14 protein-coding genes are annotated in these 16,829 nt (G+C 40.7%); 10 read left to right on the top strand and 4 right to left on the bottom strand.

The genetic code is table 11. The annotated features are described in order from the left end of the window. Window positions 1–23 precede the first annotated feature (23 nt). The gene (locus ACJJVX_RS19310) at window positions 24–917 is read right to left on the bottom strand and encodes a LysR family transcriptional regulator (RefSeq protein ID WP_405633062.1); all 894 of its coding nucleotides are present in this window, start codon (window positions 915–917) and stop codon (window positions 24–26) included. Window positions 918–1,030: 113 nt separating this feature from the next. Here ACJJVX_RS19310 and ACJJVX_RS19305 point away from each other — a divergent pair, with 113 nt between their 5' ends. The 5 genes from ACJJVX_RS19305 (at window position 1,031) to ACJJVX_RS19285 (ending at window position 4,948) form a co-directional block, all read left to right on the top strand. Further along, on the top strand, window positions 1,031–1,435 hold the full coding sequence (locus ACJJVX_RS19305) for a hypothetical protein (protein WP_054204831.1): 405 nt from the start codon (window positions 1,031–1,033) through the stop codon (window positions 1,433–1,435). Between the two features lie 200 nt (window positions 1,436–1,635). After that, window positions 1,636–2,736, top strand: coding sequence for an alkene reductase (locus ACJJVX_RS19300; protein ID WP_405633181.1), 1,101 nt, complete (start codon window positions 1,636–1,638; stop codon window positions 2,734–2,736). Between the two features lie 35 nt (window positions 2,737–2,771). Continuing rightward, complete coding sequence (locus tag ACJJVX_RS19295; protein ID WP_054204830.1) at window positions 2,772–3,311, top strand: YbhB/YbcL family Raf kinase inhibitor-like protein; 540 nt, start codon at window positions 2,772–2,774, stop codon at window positions 3,309–3,311. 18 nt (window positions 3,312–3,329) lie between these two features. After that, a complete protein-coding gene (locus tag ACJJVX_RS19290; RefSeq protein WP_197279068.1) occupies window positions 3,330–4,265 on the top strand; it encodes a polysaccharide deacetylase family protein in 936 nt (311 codons plus the stop codon). A 113-nt stretch (window positions 4,266–4,378) separates the two neighbouring features. Then, on the top strand, window positions 4,379–4,948 hold the full coding sequence (locus ACJJVX_RS19285; protein WP_064435816.1) for a DUF2799 domain-containing protein: 570 nt from the start codon (window positions 4,379–4,381) through the stop codon (window positions 4,946–4,948). A gap of 143 nt (window positions 4,949–5,091) precedes the next feature. On the opposite strand, the gene ACJJVX_RS19280 is transcribed toward ACJJVX_RS19285, so the two are convergent. Both ACJJVX_RS19280 and gorA read right to left on the bottom strand, forming a co-directional pair. Beyond that, entirely contained in the window at window positions 5,092–5,919 is an 828-nt protein-coding gene (locus ACJJVX_RS19280; RefSeq protein WP_054204828.1) for a mechanosensitive ion channel family protein, read from the bottom strand. A gap of 167 nt (window positions 5,920–6,086) precedes the next feature. Continuing rightward, complete coding sequence (gorA, locus tag ACJJVX_RS19275) at window positions 6,087–7,448, bottom strand: glutathione-disulfide reductase (RefSeq protein WP_405633057.1); 1,362 nt, start codon at window positions 7,446–7,448, stop codon at window positions 6,087–6,089. 130 nt (window positions 7,449–7,578) lie between these two features. On the opposite strand from gorA, the gene prlC reads away from it, so the two are divergent. The 5 genes from prlC to ACJJVX_RS19250 all read left to right on the top strand — a co-directional run bounded on the left by prlC (window position 7,579) and on the right by ACJJVX_RS19250 (window position 14,335). Further along, the gene (gene prlC, locus ACJJVX_RS19270) at window positions 7,579–9,630 is read left to right on the top strand and encodes an oligopeptidase A (RefSeq protein ID WP_054204826.1); all 2,052 of its coding nucleotides are present in this window, start codon (window positions 7,579–7,581) and stop codon (window positions 9,628–9,630) included. A 120-nt stretch (window positions 9,631–9,750) separates the two neighbouring features. Further along, the gene (locus ACJJVX_RS19265; protein ID WP_054204825.1) at window positions 9,751–10,932 is read left to right on the top strand and encodes a PleD family two-component system response regulator; all 1,182 of its coding nucleotides are present in this window, start codon (window positions 9,751–9,753) and stop codon (window positions 10,930–10,932) included. 57 nt (window positions 10,933–10,989) lie between these two features. Then, window positions 10,990–11,745 carry a class I SAM-dependent methyltransferase gene (locus ACJJVX_RS19260; RefSeq protein ID WP_054204824.1) on the top strand — a complete coding sequence of 252 codons (756 nt, stop codon included), beginning with the start codon at window positions 10,990–10,992 and terminating at the stop codon, window positions 11,743–11,745. A gap of 118 nt (window positions 11,746–11,863) precedes the next feature. Beyond that, entirely contained in the window at window positions 11,864–13,789 is a 1,926-nt protein-coding gene (locus tag ACJJVX_RS19255; protein ID WP_405633054.1) for a methyl-accepting chemotaxis protein, read from the top strand. Window positions 13,790–13,861: 72 nt separating this feature from the next. Further along, the gene (locus ACJJVX_RS19250; RefSeq protein WP_054204822.1) at window positions 13,862–14,335 is read left to right on the top strand and encodes a peroxiredoxin; all 474 of its coding nucleotides are present in this window, start codon (window positions 13,862–13,864) and stop codon (window positions 14,333–14,335) included. 105 nt (window positions 14,336–14,440) lie between these two features. Here ACJJVX_RS19250 and ACJJVX_RS19245 read toward each other — a convergent pair whose 3' ends face one another. Continuing rightward, window positions 14,441–16,591 (bottom strand): S8 family peptidase, encoded by a 2,151-nt coding sequence (locus ACJJVX_RS19245; RefSeq protein WP_405633051.1) that lies wholly within the window; start codon window positions 16,589–16,591, stop codon window positions 14,441–14,443. Window positions 16,592–16,829: the final 238 nt, after the last annotated feature.

The raw sequence follows: 16,829 nt of genomic DNA, 5'->3' as shown, positions 1-16,829 counted from the left end.
GAGCGCAGGCTCTCAAGGTTTTTTTATATTAACTGTTGCTGTAAAAAGTCCATAAAGGCCACAGCTTGCTTCGGCTGAAATTTACGAGACGGATAGACAAACTGTAAACCAATCTGTTCTTTATCTTTATTACTAAACCCCAGAATATGCTCATCTAATATAGTTACTAAGCCTCCGTTAGCTAAATCAATACTAATATCGACCAATGATTTAAGTGCAATGCCGGCTCCATCAATAGCCCATTGCCTGATAACTGAACCATCACAGCTACTCATGGCGACAGGAACACGTATTATTGTGTTTTTAAAATGCCAGTCATTCATCGGCTGGCCAAATCGTTCCATCACTAGGCATCGATGATCAGCTAAATCACTCGGTGATAAAGGTTGCCCATGTTGTTCTATGTAATCAGCTGAGGCGCATAGCACCCGTTTATTGGGTTTGATCTTACGGCTGATTAAATTACTGTCTGGTAAGTTACCAAAGCGGATAGCGACATCAATACCTTCTTCAACTAAGTTGATTAAGCCATCCGTTAAATGAAGATGTGGTTTTACTTGCGGATTAAGGGCAACAAATTTTGATAGTGCAGGGGCAACAAACTGCTTACCAAAATCAGAAGGGGCAGTGATTTTTAGGCTGCCTGAGAGCTCGTTGTCACTGATTGTGATGCTCTGCTCTGTGGCATCAACTTCAGCAATCACTCTTAAACAGCCCTGATAAAATCGCTCACCTGCATCAGTTAACTTAATGCTACGGGTATTACGGATCAATAAACGTGTTTGATAGTGGTTTTCGAGCTGATTAATTCGTGCCGTCATGCTCGCTGGCGATAAACCTATTTTTCGTCCTGCTGCCGCAAGTCCTGCGGATCTCACTACATGAACAAAAAGCTGCATATCATCAATTTTAGTCATTAACCCTCACCTTTATATTCAGCTTTTATGAATAGTCTTTTTAATATTAACTCAATTATCAAATTATTATAAACAATTAAACTGATTGTATTAAAAACGACAAGAGAAAACGAATGCGATTAGATCATGTATTAATTTCAAGTGCTGACTATCAAGCTATGCGTCACTTTTTTATCAGCTCAATTGGATTGACGCAAGGGTACCGCCCGCCTTTTTCGTTTGAAGGTAGTTGGCTATATGGCACCGATAATATTGCGTTGGTCCACTTAGTCAATGCTGCTGGAAATAAAGCACAGCAGCGTTATTTATCAGCGGTTAATACCAAAATGCAAGGCCGAGGTGTTGTAGATCATATTGCAATTCGCAGCTTAGGTTATCAAGTATTTAAGAATCGTTTAGATCAAACAGGAGTCATTTATTTTGAGCGCTCAGTGCCTGAGCTGCTAGAGCATCAGGTTTTTATTGATGGGCCTGAAGGGCTAAAAATCGAAATGCTATTTAATAGTAATGAAATTTAGTTTTAACCCTAGGGCGTGTTGACCTTTGTGGATTGAAATTTGTTCAATCTAGGGGCGATTTAATCGCGACGCGAGGTTTGGAATCGAGTGGGCTCGATAACTGCTCCTGCGTTATTCTACTGGCTCAGATCTATGACAAAAGGTCAACACGCCCTAATGTAAATTATTAAATAAGAGAGAAAATTATGTCTATAAAATCTATGTCTATAAAATCGTTATTCGATGCTAAAACAATTGGCGATACAACCCTTAATAATCGAATTGTTATGGCGCCTATGACCCGCTCACGCACAGCGCAACCGGGCGATATTCCAACTGAGTTAATGGCAACTTACTATGCTCAACGCGCAAGTGCTGGGCTGATTATTTCAGAGGCAACGCAAATTAGCCCGCAAGGCAAAGGCTATTCGTTCACGCCTGGTATTTACTCGCAGGAGCAAATTGAAGGTTGGAAACTCGTAACTAAAGCTGTGCACAACGAAGGCGGAAAAATATTTTTACAGCTGTGGCATGTAGGGCGTATGTCACATCCTTCATTTCATAGTGATGGCTTACCTGTTGCGCCATCAGCACTGGCTCCAGATGCACAAGTTTGGGTTGTGGGTGATGATGGACAAGGGCGCATGCTTGATTGCCCAACCCCACGTGCGCTTAACACTTTAGAAATTAAAGCAATTGTGACCGACTATAAACAAGCGGCTATTAATGCAATAAAAGCAGGCTTTGATGGTGTTGAAGTACATGGTGGTAACGGTTACTTAATTGACCAATTTTTACGACGCTCATCGAACAAGCGCCTTGATGAATATGGTGGCAGTCAAGAAAACAGAATACGCTTTGCGTGTGAAATTATCGCTGCAATTAGTGGAACTATTGGCGCGGACAAAGTCGGTATCAGGCTCGCACCCTTTATAACCCAGCGCGGGATGGATGACAGTGAAGCTATTGAAACAATTTTACTCGCGGCAAATAAATTTGATGACATAGGCATTGCATATATTCACCTAGCCGAAGCAGATTGGGACGATGCGCCAACAGTGACACTCGAATTTAGAGAGGCACTACGTCGCGGTTTTAGTGGTGCTATTATGGTTGCTGGTAATTACACCGAACAAGCAGGGGCTGAGCTTATTAATAAAGGCCTTGCTGACTTTATTGCATTTGGTCGACGTTTCATTGCGAACCCTGATTTACCGTATCGCATTGAACACCAACTGCCATTGAGCAATATTACTGACCATACCACACTTTTTGGTGGCACAGCGGTAGGTTATACCGACTACCTTCCTTATCAGCAATAAATCAGGCTTTTAAAAAATAAAGACAAGGAATACCTATGTTTAATATAACAAAAACAGCTGCCGCATTAATACTGACCGGTTTGTTTAGTAATGTAAGTTTTGCTGCTGAATTTAATTTATCAAGCCCTGATTTACAGCAAGGTCAGGCAATAGCGAAGGCACAATATTGGAACCACTTTGGCTGTCAAGGAAGCAATATTAGGCCGCAACTTGATTGGCAAAATGCGCCTAAAAAAACCAAAAGTTTTGCAGTGACAGTTTATGACAATGATGCACCGACAGGCAGCGGGTTTTGGCATTGGGTAGTGTACGATATTCCAGCAAATACGAGCTCAATTGCATCCAAGTCATTACCACTTGGTGCTGTTGAAGGCAATACTGATATGGGCAAAGCTGGCTACTTTGGCCCTTGTCCACCAGAAGGAAGAAAGCATAATTACACTTATAAAGTATATGCATTGGATGTTGAAAAGCTTGATGTACCAAAGGGGGCAACGAGTGCATTAATAGGGTTTTTCATACACCAGCATGCCCTAGGTACAGCGAGTATCACGGTGGCGGCAGGTCCGCGTTAATTAACTTAGGATATACAGATGAAAATATTATCTCTGTTTACGTGTTTAACCGTATTACTTGGCAGTTTACCAACTAGCGCTGAACAGCTATCTGAAAAATCAGAGTTTTGGCCAGATAATGCACAGCTAGTGATCTCTATTTCAATGCAATTTGAAGCCACCGCACAGGATGCGACTGATGCTGGACCATTTCCTCAAATAGAGGTGGGCTATCACGATACTATTTCCCCAACATGGTTTCAATATGGTATGAACGAGGGGATTCCACGGTTGCTCGACTTATGGGATAAGCATAATATCAAAGTAACGTCGCACATGGTGGGCAGGGCTGTTGAGTTAAATCCTATGTTAGCCAAAGAAGTTGTTACAAGAGGGCATGAAGCATCTGGTCATGGTCAAGCGTGGACCCCGCAATATTCAATGACAGCAGAGCAAGAGCGTGCTTCATATATAAAAAGCGCCAATATAATTGAGAAAATAACGGGCACTCGCCCTGTTGGTTTTAATGCTTTTTGGATGCGACACTCAAAAAACACATTATCCATATTACAAAATTTAGGCTTTATTTATCACATTGACGACTTATCTCGTGATGAACCATCGTATACGCCTGTAAATGGTAAGCCTTTTGTTGTGGTGCCTTATACCTTTAGAAATAACGATATTGTGCGTTACTCGGGCAGCACAGCGATGACAAGTAAAGCCTATTTACAAGAACTAAAAGATGAGTTTGATGTACTTTATAGCGAAGGTAAAACAAGACGGCGAATTATGTCGATAAGTGCGCATGACCGTGTTGCTGGGACGCCTGCGAGAGTTAAAGCACTTGATGACTTTATTCTGTACGCCAAACAGCATCAAGGTGTTAAGTTTATGCGTAAAGACAATATAGCAAAATGGATCATGCAACAAACACAGGTGCCGACTAATCCAGCCAGAAAATTTAACGACTGATGAAATAGCACTGAATGATAGAGTAAACATACGCAGCTTTAGGGCCTATTGATATGGCCCTAAAGAAGGAATAGTATGCTTGCATATTCAAATGAAAACAGATGTTATTTTTTATGATTAAAAAATGTGTTTTTAGCCTAGCCCTTATTACTCTTAGCGGCTGTACAAGCCTATCGCAAGAAGAGTGCGCATACGCGAATTGGCAGCAGCTTGGCTATGATCATGGCCAATCAGGAAAAACTTACAGCCAAGGTGTTGATACCGTAACAGCCTGTCAGGAGTTTGGTATTTCACCTGACGTTGCACAGTATAAAGAAGGTTATGACAATGGCTTGCGATATTATTGTAAACCTGAAAACGGCTTTGCAGTGGGTATTCGTGGTGAGTCATTTAATGGTGTATGCAACAGCAAACAATTTCGAAAGGCGTGGGAAGAGGGCAATGATCGTTACCAAGTCGAAGTAAGAAAAACCGAAATAAAAAATCGGCTAGACACAATAAACAGACGACTTGAAGTAATCAGAAGCGAATTAAGCGCTGCAAATATATCGAGTAACGAACGTGCAGTACTAATTAACGAGCAAAGAGATCTTGATGATGAGCGCAATGATTTAAGAAGGGAGCGTGCGCTTATTCCACTGTTAAATAAGCTACCGTCAGTTCATATTGACTATGAACTATAAAAACCTTGGTACACACCAAGTTTAAAAGCGATGTGTACCAAGTGTATTATTTTAAGGCCTAAATTCAAGAGAATATTAAGCTCTACTTTGGCTGAAAAATAAACATGCCGCTGCAAATATTACTTCGCAAAGATTTACAGAGGCTAGCCTCGAGTCTCTTGTTTTTTTGCCTCGTTATACCACAGCGTCATAAAGCACTCTGTTAGTTTATGCTCTATTTGAAGCGCCTTGTCTGTTGGGCAAAATAGCGTAAAGCTTGCTTTAAACTCACCTATTTCAGTGGTGCCAAAATGAATTTCAGGCGCGGGGCCTGAAATTTTAGCATCCAGCTTTCTCTCAATAATTGAATTATAACGGCTTGCTACTTCTTCAAATTCTTCACAATGGCGTTTGGCTTCATCCATTAAATTTTCATAAATTGGATAAGGATTAAAGCTTTCTTTACGGATAATAGTAAAGTGGTGTGTTGCGAAGCGCTTTACAAAGTTTAAATTTTTAATTGGGCTGGTGATCAGTTTATTATTTGGTATATATATGGTTTTTCTGGAAAATTGATAGGTGTGCATATCAATTTCATGCATAGTAGTTTTGATCCAATCAGTTTCAGCCACTTCACCATAATACTCACCAACTTGGATCCAATCGCCGATTCGAAAGGGGCGTGTTGTTACCAAGTAGAAAAAGCCAATCACACATTGAATAAACTCTCGCGTAGCAAGTACAATCGCAACAGCAAATGCAGCAATAGACAGCGCAAAGTTTTGTATTTCAGTTGACCAAACAAACAGCAGTGATAACACCATCACAAAATTAATAAAATGCTTAATGTTGTGTGCAATGTAGCGAATGTCTTTTTCTTTTTTCTCAGCACGATTTCGCGCTAACTTATCAACAAGCATTTTTAGGATGAATGCAATTGTTAGCATTATCAATGAAATAAGAAATGGATGTAGTAGTATATCTTTGATCATAACTTCCTAATAGGCTGAATAAATTTAGCATTATCATAGTGGGCGCTTTATGAAACACAATGAAAGCATCGCACTTTTTACAATGGCTGTAATTTAACATTAATAACAACAAAAAACCCCTTAGAAAATTAATCCTAAGGGGTTTTTTATGTTAATAAGCGCAGGGCTTATCTCATCGTCACAAATTCCTCTGAGCCCGTTGGATGTAGTGCTACAACGGCGTCAAAATCAGCTTTGGTAGCGCCCATTTTCATGGCTACCGCAAAACCTTGGATCATTTCATCAACCGCAAAGCCTAAGCCGTGTAAGCCTACAACTTTCTCGTCAGGGCCTGCGCATACTAGCATCATGTTACATGCTTGGCGGTGCTGAGTAACGGCGGTGTACATAGCAGCAAAGCTTGATTTATAAACCTTAACGTTTTCTGCACCGTACTGTGAAATCGCTTCTTGCTCAGTTAAACCTATCGTTCCAATCGGCGGATGACTAAATACCACGGTAGGCACTAAGCTGTAATCCATTTTCAGATCATCTGGCATGTCTTTATTAAACAACCGCTCTGACAGTGTACGCCCTGCTTTTACTGCAACAGGAGTAAGCTCAATGCCGCCTTCGATGATATCGCCTACAGCATAAACATTTTTTGCTGTGGTATTTTGGTATTCATCAACTTTAACAAAACCGCTTTCGTTTACTTCAACACCAGCAGCTGCAAGGTTAATTTTATCGGTTGTTGGCTGGCGGCCAATTGCCCAAATTACTTGGTCAACGTTTTGGCTATAACCATTTTCAAAGTGAATGGTTAAGCTACCATCGCTTTCTTTAACCACTTCTTTTGGTGAGCATTCGGTATGCAGCGTAGGGCCTTCTTTAGCCATAATATCAACCAGTGTGTCGATGATGTATGGGTCAAAGGTGCGCAGTGGTTTACTTTTACGAACAAATAAATGAGTTTCAGTGCCTAGGCTATGTAGTACGCCTGCGATCTCAACGGCAATATAACCAGCGCCCACAACAGCAACGCGTTTTGGTTGCTCGTTCAGCTCAAAAAAGCCATTTGAATCAATGCCGTGTTCAGCACCTGGAATATTTGGAATGCTAGGGCGACCGCCTACGGCAATTAAAATATGATCAGCTGTGTATAGTTCGCCATCTACTTCAACGGTTTTACTATCAATAAATTTAGCAAAACCTTTTATTACAGTAACCCCGTTTTTCGCTAGGCCATTATCATACCCTTTGTGAATACGACCAATATAAGCTTCGCGACTTTCAACTAATTTACTCCAGTTAAAATCTTTTACTTCAACATTAAAACCGTAATCAGGAGCATATAAATTAATTGCTTCAGCAATTTGAGCGCCATGCCACATTACTTTTTTTGGTACACAGCCTACGTTTACGCAGGTGCCACCCATATGTTTTGCTTCAATTAATGCAACGTTTGCGCCGCGCATTGCCGCACGGTTAGCTGAACCGATCCCGCCGCTTCCGCCGCCAATTGCAATGTAGTCAAAATGCTGAGCCATAGTTAGTCCTCAAAGATGAAATGATCATATTAACGTGATGATAGCACAAGGAAGACCTGTTAAAAGCCCCTTGTATTTCATCAGTTCGCCCCAACTTCAAAATGATATTCGCAATGATTTGAGAGCTAACATGACCGATTTAACAAATAACCCACTCGTAGGCCTTGAAGGCTTACCGCCATTTTCAAAAATTAAACCTGAGCATGTTGTCCCAGCGCTAAAACACGCAATAGAACAATGCCGTACAAAAATAGACGACGTGTTAGCTAATAAATCATTTACATGGAATGACTTGGTACTGCCACTAGAAGAAGTTGATGACAAACTGTCACGTGTTTTTTCACCGGTATCACACCTAAATTCAGTATTAAACAGCGATGCACTTCGCGAAGCGTATGAGCAATGTTTACCGATTATTTCAGAGTATTCTACCTTTGTGGGCCAGCATCAAGGCCTCTATGAGGCATATAATGCATTGCACAATAGCGATGAATTTAAAAGCTTAACGACAGCTCAACAAAAATCGATCACTAATGCACTGCGCGACTTTGAGTTATCAGGTATTGCATTAGCGCCAGAGCAGCAAAAGCGTTACGGCGAAATCAGTGCGCGTTTATCTGAATTAGCAGCAAAATTTGGCAATAACGTTATGGACGCCACACTTGCTTGGCAAAAGCACATAACAGATGAAAGCGAATTAGCTGGTTTACCAGAGTCAGCATTAGCGTTGGCAGCAGAAACTGCAAAAAATAAAGAATTAGACGGTTGGGTGTTTACTTTAGATTTCCCATCTTACCTACCTATTATGATGTACGCCGATAATCGTGAGCTTCGTGAAGAAGCGTATACGGCATTTGTAACGCGCGCATCTGACCAAGGTCCGAATGCTGAGGAGTTTGATAACTCAGCGATTATGAGTGAAGAGCTAGCGCTACGTCATGAAATATCGCAGTTGTTAGGCTTTGCAAGTTATGCTGAAAAATCACTGGCAACAAAAATGGCTGAAACACCAGAGCAAGTATTCTCATTTTTAGAAGACTTAGCGGTTAAATCCAAGCCACAAGCAAAACAAGAGTTGGCTGAGCTACAAACATTCGCAAAAGAAAAACACGCTATAGAGCAGTTATCGGCATGGGATTACGCTTATTATGGTGAAAAACTAAAACAAGAAAAATACGCAATTTCAGACGAAGTACTGCGTCCTTATTTCCCTGCAGATAAAGTGCTAGGTGGCTTATTTGAAACAGTAAACCGTTTATTTGGTATTACTGTAAAAGAGCTGAATGACATTGATACTTATCACAAAGATGTACGCTTTTTTGAAGTTTACGACAGTAGCAATACGTTACGTGGCCGTTTTTACTTAGATTTATACGCGCGTGATCATAAACGTGGTGGCGCATGGATGGACGATTGCATGGGCCGTAAAATCCGTGCCAATGGCGAACTACAAACACCGGTTGCCTACTTAGTGTGTAACTTTAATAAAGCGGTGGGTGATAAGCCTGCACTGTTTACGCATGACGAAGTAACAACCTTGTTCCATGAGTTTGGTCACGGTATTCACCACATGCTAACCCAAATTGATGCCGCGCCTGTGGCAGGAATTAATGGTGTTGCATGGGATGCTGTTGAGCTACCAAGTCAGTTTTTAGAAAATTGGTGTTTTGAAGAACAAGCACTTAATTTTATTTCAGGCCATTTTGAAACAGGTGAGCCATTACCAAAAGAGTTACTTGATAAGCTGCTTGCGGCTAAAAACTATAACTCAGGCATGCAAATGCTGCGTCAGATAGAGCTTTCACTGTTTGATTTTAGAATCCACAATGATTATCAAGCAGGAGGTGAATGCCAAATTCAAGCATCTTTAGATAAAGTGCGAGATCATACTGCAGTTGTTAAACCACCCGCGTTTAATCGTTTTCAGCATGGCTTTAGTCACATATTTGCAGGTGGTTATAGCGCAGGTTATTACTCATATAAATGGGCCGAAGTATTGTCAGCTGATGCTTTTTCTAAGTTTGAAGAAGAGGGAATTTTTAACGCTGAAACAGGTAAAGCCTTTATGCAGCATATTTTAGAAAAAGGCGGCAGCGAAGAACCAATGGAATTATTTAAAAACTTCCGAGGCCGTGAGCCAAATATAGACGCATTATTGCGCCATAGCGGCATTACTGCATAGTCAGTTTTTAAGTAAAAAAGCGCCTTATGGCGCTTTTTTACTATTTAGAGTAATAAATTGTCGCAAAATAATCCCTCCGTACTATGCTTTTTTAAGTAATTCATTAAAAGGGAATGGAGCATGACAAAACTGGTATTAGCGATTGACGATGATAAATACGTTCACCATGTCATTGAAGAATCATTAGCAGGGTTTTGTAAATTAATTCATGCAAAAAATGGCGAGGAAGGATTAAGGTTAGCATTAAAATACAACCCAGATATTATTTTACTCGATGTTGAAATGCCTGGTAAATCAGGTTATCAAGTCTGTACTGAATTAAAAAATAGTGACCAAACCAAAGACACGCCCGTGATGTTTTTATCAGGAAAAAGTGAATTGCCCGAGCGTGTTAAAGGGTATAACGCCGGCGCTGCAGATTACATCGTCAAGCCTTTTAACGCACAAGAATTAATGGCCCGAATACAAGTGCTTTATGAGTATCGTCAGCATTCAAATAAGCTAAAAGATGATATTAAAAAAGCGGAGATCACTGCTGAAATAGCGATGACAGATTCAGGCGATATGGGGCGAATAATGCGCTATGTTGGGCAAAGTTATCATGCCCATGATATACAAACTTTATCTGAGTATTTTTTCGAATTTTTTAAACCCCTAGATCTTGAGGTTATTGTTGCTTTTTGGTATCAGGAAATAGGCGTTTTTTGTACTACAGATGGCTGTGTTTGCCCATTAGAGCAAGAGCTACTAGAAAAGCATCGTTATGCTAACCGATTTGTTGATTTTAGCAGTTGTACAATTATTAATTTCCCTAAAGTATCTATTTTAATTAAAAATATGCCTTTGAGTGATGTAGCACTTTATGGCCGCTATAAGGATTTATTCCCGCACCTTTTAGAGGTTACTAACGCTAAAATTCAAGATATGGAAGTAAACGAAAAAGCACTTTCGCAAGCGCATAACGTAGGCAATGCCTTTTCAGAGCTATCAGAGTTAATGTTTGCAAACAGTGATACCCGAGAGCAGGCTGTGGATCAAATGACAGAGCAATTGTCAGAAATTCGTAAAACCATGCAGCAATATCCGGAGCTAGCCAATAATCAAGCGTTAGCCCTTAATGTTGAACAGTTAGAAAAAACACAGTTATTGTTTGCATCACTCAATGATGATTTAGGATTTGTAAAATATCAGCTTAACCATATTATTGACTCACGTACTGAATTAATTGATAGCTTAAGTAAAATAGCCACACCAGAGTTTACAGATAATATTACGTCACAAACTGATATTGAGCTATTTTAGTGCTATAGCGCTTTGCAGTTGATATACTTCGCGAGCTATTTACGGTCGGAGTTTATTTTGGTTATACAGTGTCCTTTTAAAGAATTACGTCATTATCTTACTGGTATTGAGCAGCGCTTTGGGCTTGAAAAATGGGCTGCAGAAACGTCTGGTTTTTCACTTCATTATGGTGAAGATGGTTTAACACTTCGTAAAACAGATGAGCCAAAGCTTGGCGCGATAAGCGTTGACTTTGTGACCGGAGCGGTTGCCCATAGGCGCAAGTTTGGGGGTGGTAAAGGTCAATCAATTGCTAAAGCGGTAGGGCTAAATAAAGGCGCCACACCAGTTGTACTTGATGCAACAGCAGGGCTTGGCCGCGATGGTTTTGTTTTAGCATCTTTAGGCTGTAAAGTGATTTTGCATGAACGCCATCCAGTTGTTGCCGCATTACTTTATGATGGCTTAGAGCGTGCTTATAACGACATTGAAATAGGCCCATGGATGAAAGAAAACATGAGCTTAGTGTTTGGCTCTAGTCATACATTATTGGCCCAGTGTGAAAGTATGCCCGATGTGGTTTACCTTGATCCTATGTTTCCGCATCGTGAAAAGTCTGCATTAGTAAAAAAAGAAATGCGGGTATTTCAAGACTTAGTAGGAGCAGACAACGATGCTGATGACTTACTTGAATTTGCATATCCTCTTGCCAGTAAGCGCGTTGTAGTTAAGCGTCCCGATTACGCGCCATTTTTGAACAACAAAACCCCCAGCATGCAAATTAAAACGAAAAAGAACCGCTTTGATGTTTATGTAAAAGCGGCAATGGTGTAAGTCTTTTTTCTTATTAAATGTTTTTGTCCCCATTAATTTATGTGTTTTAGTGGTTTTTCATTAAACTGTCATAAATAGTTAATAGTGTAAGCGCGCAGTCATTCAGAGGAATCAACTCATGCGCGTGTCATCATTTACTCGTTTATTAGCTATTTTGTTGGCGCTCGCCAGTTTACTTTTAGGCGGTACTTTATATTGGGCAAGTCAAACCTTAGTTAAATTAGAGCACCAAGATCAATCATATAACCAGCTAAAAAATAGTATATTAATTGATCTTGAAAGCTTGTTAGAAGATTATTTAGACCAAGGTGATAGCCAATATTTGGGGCAAGCATCTGATTTAATTACAGAGTTAAAAAACACTCAACTCACCATTTTACCCACGATTTTAAAGCAGCAGTTAAACTCACAACTGAGCCAACTTGATACAGATATAAAAGGCAAATACCGCGCTCTTGGTAAACTTTCAGGTAATGAAACCGCATTGCTGGATAATGCCTTGAGGCAAATGGCTGGATCAGCATCTTCACTAATTAGTTATGCTAACAAGTCTGCACAGCAAAATACGAATACACACACTTATTACCAACTCGCCAGTGATTATTACAGCGAAGTCACAACCTTGTCGCTTTTTACTTATCAATTGATCCTTAATTTTGATCAAGATACCCAAAAAAACTTACAGCAAAGCGTAAACAACTTAAACCACTTAGCACAGCAAATTGAAAGCCTTGAAAATTTAGGTGTGATGAGTGACGTTGATGAAGACAGTTTATTTATAGATGAAGAAGCTGAAGATTTAGCTGATGAGATAAAAGCAGAGTTAAGTAGTTGGCCTAATCGTTATCCGCGTGATTTAGCTAATACCATAGATCAGGCTCAGCAGCGTCAAGTTGGTATACATGCTTTACGTAAGCAAATCAGTATATTGTCTGGCACAGTCATAAATGCAGAGCAACAACTTAAAGCCGAGCAAGGTATTTTAAAGCAACAAGTATTAGTGGTGTTTTGTGTTGCGATAGGCATGTTAGTGATACTTGCAGTGGGTGTATACGTTGTGCAGCGTAACCAAGTATTAACGCCGTTACGCCAATTACGAGATGGGTTTGCATTTTTGATTGAAAGCAATGAATTAAAAAATATTGAAAGTAAAAATCCAAAAACCGAAGTCGGTGAAATCGCTAATTATTTTAACCAACTAATTGAACAGCAACGTATTGAAGCGCAAGAGCGGGCACAAATGCTCAAGGTTGTTAACGATTTTATGCAAGAAATGAGTGTGCATTTACACACGATTAGTCAGCAAACAGATGCTAGTCATCATCAAGTGGAGCAAAATCAAAGTTTACTGGCTGATATTCAACAAATAGGTGAGCAGGTAAATGCTATTAATGGTCAAGTTGCAGATAACGCCAAGCATACTTTCTCAGCAATGGATAAAAGCTTAGGGTTTGCAGAAAATATGCTAAGTGCAAGCTCGCATACACAAGAACGCGTAGGGCAAGGTTTACATAGCCTACAAGAGCTATTAAGTGGCGTACAAGATGTAGGCCAAATTATAGAGGTTATTCGGAACATTGCTGATCAAACTAATTTACTTGCACTTAATGCTGCCATTGAATCAGCACGAGCAGGGGAACATGGCCGGGGATTTGCGGTTGTGGCTGACGAAGTGCGTAAGTTAGCACGGCAAACACAAGGCTCATTGAGTGATATAAATAATCAGTTGAACCTATTAAGTGAAAATTCCACCATGGTCTCAACTCAAATTTCGGCGCTGGCAGATGATGCCCAATTGCAAACAAGTAATGCTCAAGATCTTAAACGCAACTCAGAAGGAGTGGCAAGTAGCGCACAAGATGCAAATAAAGTGGCATTTGATGCAATGGAATTAGCAAAGCAGCAAAACTCACTATTAGATAATTTTAGTCAATCAATGCAAAGCATGAAAGGGCAAGTGAGTGAATCAAGCAACTTAGTGAGCGACATTCACCAACGCTTGCAACAACAGATGCAAACAATCCGTGGTAGCTTGGGGTTATGATGGTAGGGTTGATTTTGCTTTTGTGATACTTTTAGTCGCAATGAATCCAGAGTCAATTTAAAAGGAAATACCATGATTTCTCAAAACCAAACATTACCAGCGGTTAGCCTTACACAATTAACCGAAGACGGCATGCAAACGCTGACCAACGAAACGTTGTTTGCGGGTAAAAAAGTAGTGTTATTTGCAGTGCCTGGCGCGTTTACACCCACGTGTTCAAATGCACATTTACCAGAGTTTATTACGCTTGCTGATAAAATCAAAGCCAACGGCGTGGATGCTATTTACTGCGTATCAGTGAACGATGCATTTGTAATGAAAGCATGGGGCGAAGCGCATAACGCACAAGAAATTGAAATGCTAGCTGATGGCGATGCCAGCTTTACAAAAGCACTTGGTTTAGATAAAGATACAGCCGGTTTTGGTGGTGTTAGATCAACGCGTTACGCAATGATTGTTGATGACCAAAAAGTGACAGGTCTATTTGTTGAGCAAGGTAAAGAGTTTGTAGTAAGTAGAGCTGAAGCGGTACTTGCTGAACTTTAAACTTGAAGAATAAAGCTAAACTAAAAAAGCCGAACTCTCGTTCGGCTAAAAATTACCAGGGGAACTGGCTAAGTTAGTAAGCGTGATTTTTACTCACGCTATACTTTATGGCTTGTACTGAGCGTCGATAGTAACACCTGAAAATGTACTATACGCATTAGCACTTAAATGCCATGTTCCAGCTTGTGGATTAGTAAAGGTACATGTTTCAGCGTTACCATTTTTGTACGGACGACAATCATAGCTAGACGTTGTTGGTCGGCTACCAGCTTTAACAAATAAATCCGCATCACCAGTACCACCAGACATAGTCACTGTAAAGCTTGCCATACCTGCTGGTACATCTAGCGTATAATGTTTCCATTGACCTGCACTTGCTGAAATGTCAGCAACAGTGCCGCCGCCAGCTTGTGGTGCACCCGTGCCACCGCCTGAAGTGGTTAGATTACCCACTAAACTAACAGCAGAGTAAGCAGAGTAACCGCGTAGCATTACATGATAAGTCCCAGCGGTAGGGTTATCGATAGAGCACTCTTCACTGTTGCCCCCTTTGTATGGGCGACAATCGTAAGTTGATGACGTTGGTTTGCTGCCTGCACGCACATACATATCAGCATCACCTGAACCACCGCTCATTGTAAAGGTCACGTTTGTAGCACCACTTGGTACAGTCATTGTGTAAAAAGTTTCGCTATTTGCAGCGCCGCTTAACCCCGTTTTTGCTTGGCCATCAGCAAGTTCATTACCACCTGGTGGTGGTGTAGTACCACCTGACGCAGCAGTAACGGCCGCAGCGGCATCAACAATACCTGTACCACAGTTATTACATGTTGCAGCAAATGAACGTGTTGTTGATTTTAAGATGCTTTCAATTTCATCAGGCGTTGCATTTGGTTTAGCTTGCTTGATAAGTGCAGCAACACCGGCAACGTGAGGTGCCGCCATTGATGTACCTTGTGAGTAATGATAGCTGTCACCCGTTGGGCTAGATGAACCTGAGTTATGCGTTGAAAGCACACCTTCAGAATCATTAGCAAAGCTTTGCGCGCCACCCGGTGCTGCAACATCAATGTTAGCACCATAGTTTGAATAGTAAGCACGGCCACCATTACGGCCAACCGATGCCACATTAACAACACCACTACAGTTACCAGGGTTATAGTTTGCAGAGTTATCGTTATCATTACCTGCTGCAATAACAATTACAGTACCATTGCCACGAGCTTGATTGATTGCAGACTGAGTTGTTGAACTACAAGAACCCGCGCCGCCTAAACTCATATTAATTACATCAGCTGGGTTTGCGTTACTCGGTACGCCGGATACAGAACCACCTGATGCCCAAATAATACCGTCGGCGATATCAGACGTTAAACCACCACACTTACCAAGTACACGTACAGGCACAACTTTAGAATCATACGCAACACCAGCAACACCTTCGCCATTATTAGTTACAGCGGCAACAGTACCCGCAACATGAGTTCCATGCCAGCTAGAGTTTTGGTTAGATGCTGGAACTGGTTGGCCCAATTGATTTGTGCCACATTCACCAGTATTAGTTGCATCACCCGGATCGCGCGCATCGCTATCACGTGCGCCACCATCGTTAGCTACAAACGTATCTGAGATCATGTCATAGCCAGGTAAAAGATTGGCATTTAAATCAACATGTGGACGATAACCAGTATCAAGTACAGCAACGACTACACCGCTACCTGTTGCAGTATCCCATGCTGTTGGTAAGTTAAGACCACCCGCTTGCTCATAATAATGCCATTGATCGTTGTAACGCGGATCGTTAGGCGTAGCAAACGGCTGTAACATTTGGTCAATTTCGATGTATTCAACATTGCCAGATGCAATCATCTCTTGCATGAATTCTTGTGTTTCATCAGCGTTAAGGTTTTTGTCTACACGCATAACGTGATGATTACTTAATGCCATTGGGCGAACATATTGCGCCTTTACTTTAGCTTTCTTACTTGTAAATGCACTCACAAAACCTTGCGCTTTTTGGTTCATCATTTGTGGGCTTGCGTCAGCAATCGAGAAAGTAGCCATATCATTACTGTTATTTTTATATTTAATGATAAAGCGAGTACCAAGTGCACTTTGCCCTTGAAGCTTAGCTGTTGTGTCAGCCATTGATGGCATGATTACCTGACTTGGATTAGCCATGCTTGATGATGCAGCGAAAAGTGTACCCAAAGTGAGGGCTACAGCGCATTTTTTAAATGTTGTACTTGTTGTCATAATTATCCCTAGATTGTTATTGGTTTCTTCGCAATGAGATGTCGCGAAGTGGTACAAAGGTAAATTATATGTTAAAAAGGTTAAAATAACGTTTTGTTATGTATGTCTCTACTTTGGTTATATGGAGATGTTTAAATGGCCAAATTTACTTATCTAATTGATTTTTAGCCTAGTATTTAATTATAAAGTGCTGGTTTTTTATTTTTATTATATTGTATCAGTTACATTTGTTGCTGTT

This window comes from Pseudoalteromonas sp. Ld20 (genome assembly GCF_045064175.1).
Classification (GTDB): domain Bacteria; phylum Pseudomonadota; class Gammaproteobacteria; order Enterobacterales; family Alteromonadaceae; genus Pseudoalteromonas; species Pseudoalteromonas neustonica.
The sequence above is the reverse complement of the archived record's forward strand: the minus strand, read 5'-3'. Positions and strand labels throughout refer to the sequence as shown.

Bases quoted from the DNA above. Each gene is read 5' to 3' on its own strand.
- ACJJVX_RS19250 (WP_054204822.1), top strand. From the start codon at position 13,862: ATGATTTCTCAAAACCAAACATTACCAGCGGTTAGCCTTACACAATTA.
- ACJJVX_RS19265 (WP_054204825.1), top strand. From the start codon at position 9,751: ATGACAAAACTGGTATTAGCGATTGACGATGATAAATACGTTCACCAT.
- ACJJVX_RS19255 (WP_405633054.1), top strand. From the start codon at position 11,864: ATGCGCGTGTCATCATTTACTCGTTTATTAGCTATTTTGTTGGCGCTC.
- ACJJVX_RS19310 (WP_405633062.1), bottom strand. From the start codon at position 917: ATGACTAAAATTGATGATATGCAGCTTTTTGTTCATGTAGTGAGATCC.
- gorA (WP_405633057.1), bottom strand. From the start codon at position 7,448: ATGGCTCAGCATTTTGACTACATTGCAATTGGCGGCGGAAGCGGCGGG.
- prlC (WP_054204826.1), top strand. From the start codon at position 7,579: ATGACCGATTTAACAAATAACCCACTCGTAGGCCTTGAAGGCTTACCG.
- ACJJVX_RS19295 (WP_054204830.1), top strand. From the start codon at position 2,772: ATGTTTAATATAACAAAAACAGCTGCCGCATTAATACTGACCGGTTTG.
- ACJJVX_RS19305 (WP_054204831.1), top strand. From the start codon at position 1,031: ATGCGATTAGATCATGTATTAATTTCAAGTGCTGACTATCAAGCTATG.
- ACJJVX_RS19245 (WP_405633051.1), bottom strand. From the start codon at position 16,591: ATGACAACAAGTACAACATTTAAAAAATGCGCTGTAGCCCTCACTTTG.
- ACJJVX_RS19300 (WP_405633181.1), top strand. From the start codon at position 1,636: ATGTCTATAAAATCGTTATTCGATGCTAAAACAATTGGCGATACAACC.
- ACJJVX_RS19290 (WP_197279068.1), top strand. From the start codon at position 3,330: ATGAAAATATTATCTCTGTTTACGTGTTTAACCGTATTACTTGGCAGT.
- ACJJVX_RS19285 (WP_064435816.1), top strand. From the start codon at position 4,379: ATGATTAAAAAATGTGTTTTTAGCCTAGCCCTTATTACTCTTAGCGGC.
- ACJJVX_RS19280 (WP_054204828.1), bottom strand. From the start codon at position 5,919: ATGATCAAAGATATACTACTACATCCATTTCTTATTTCATTGATAATG.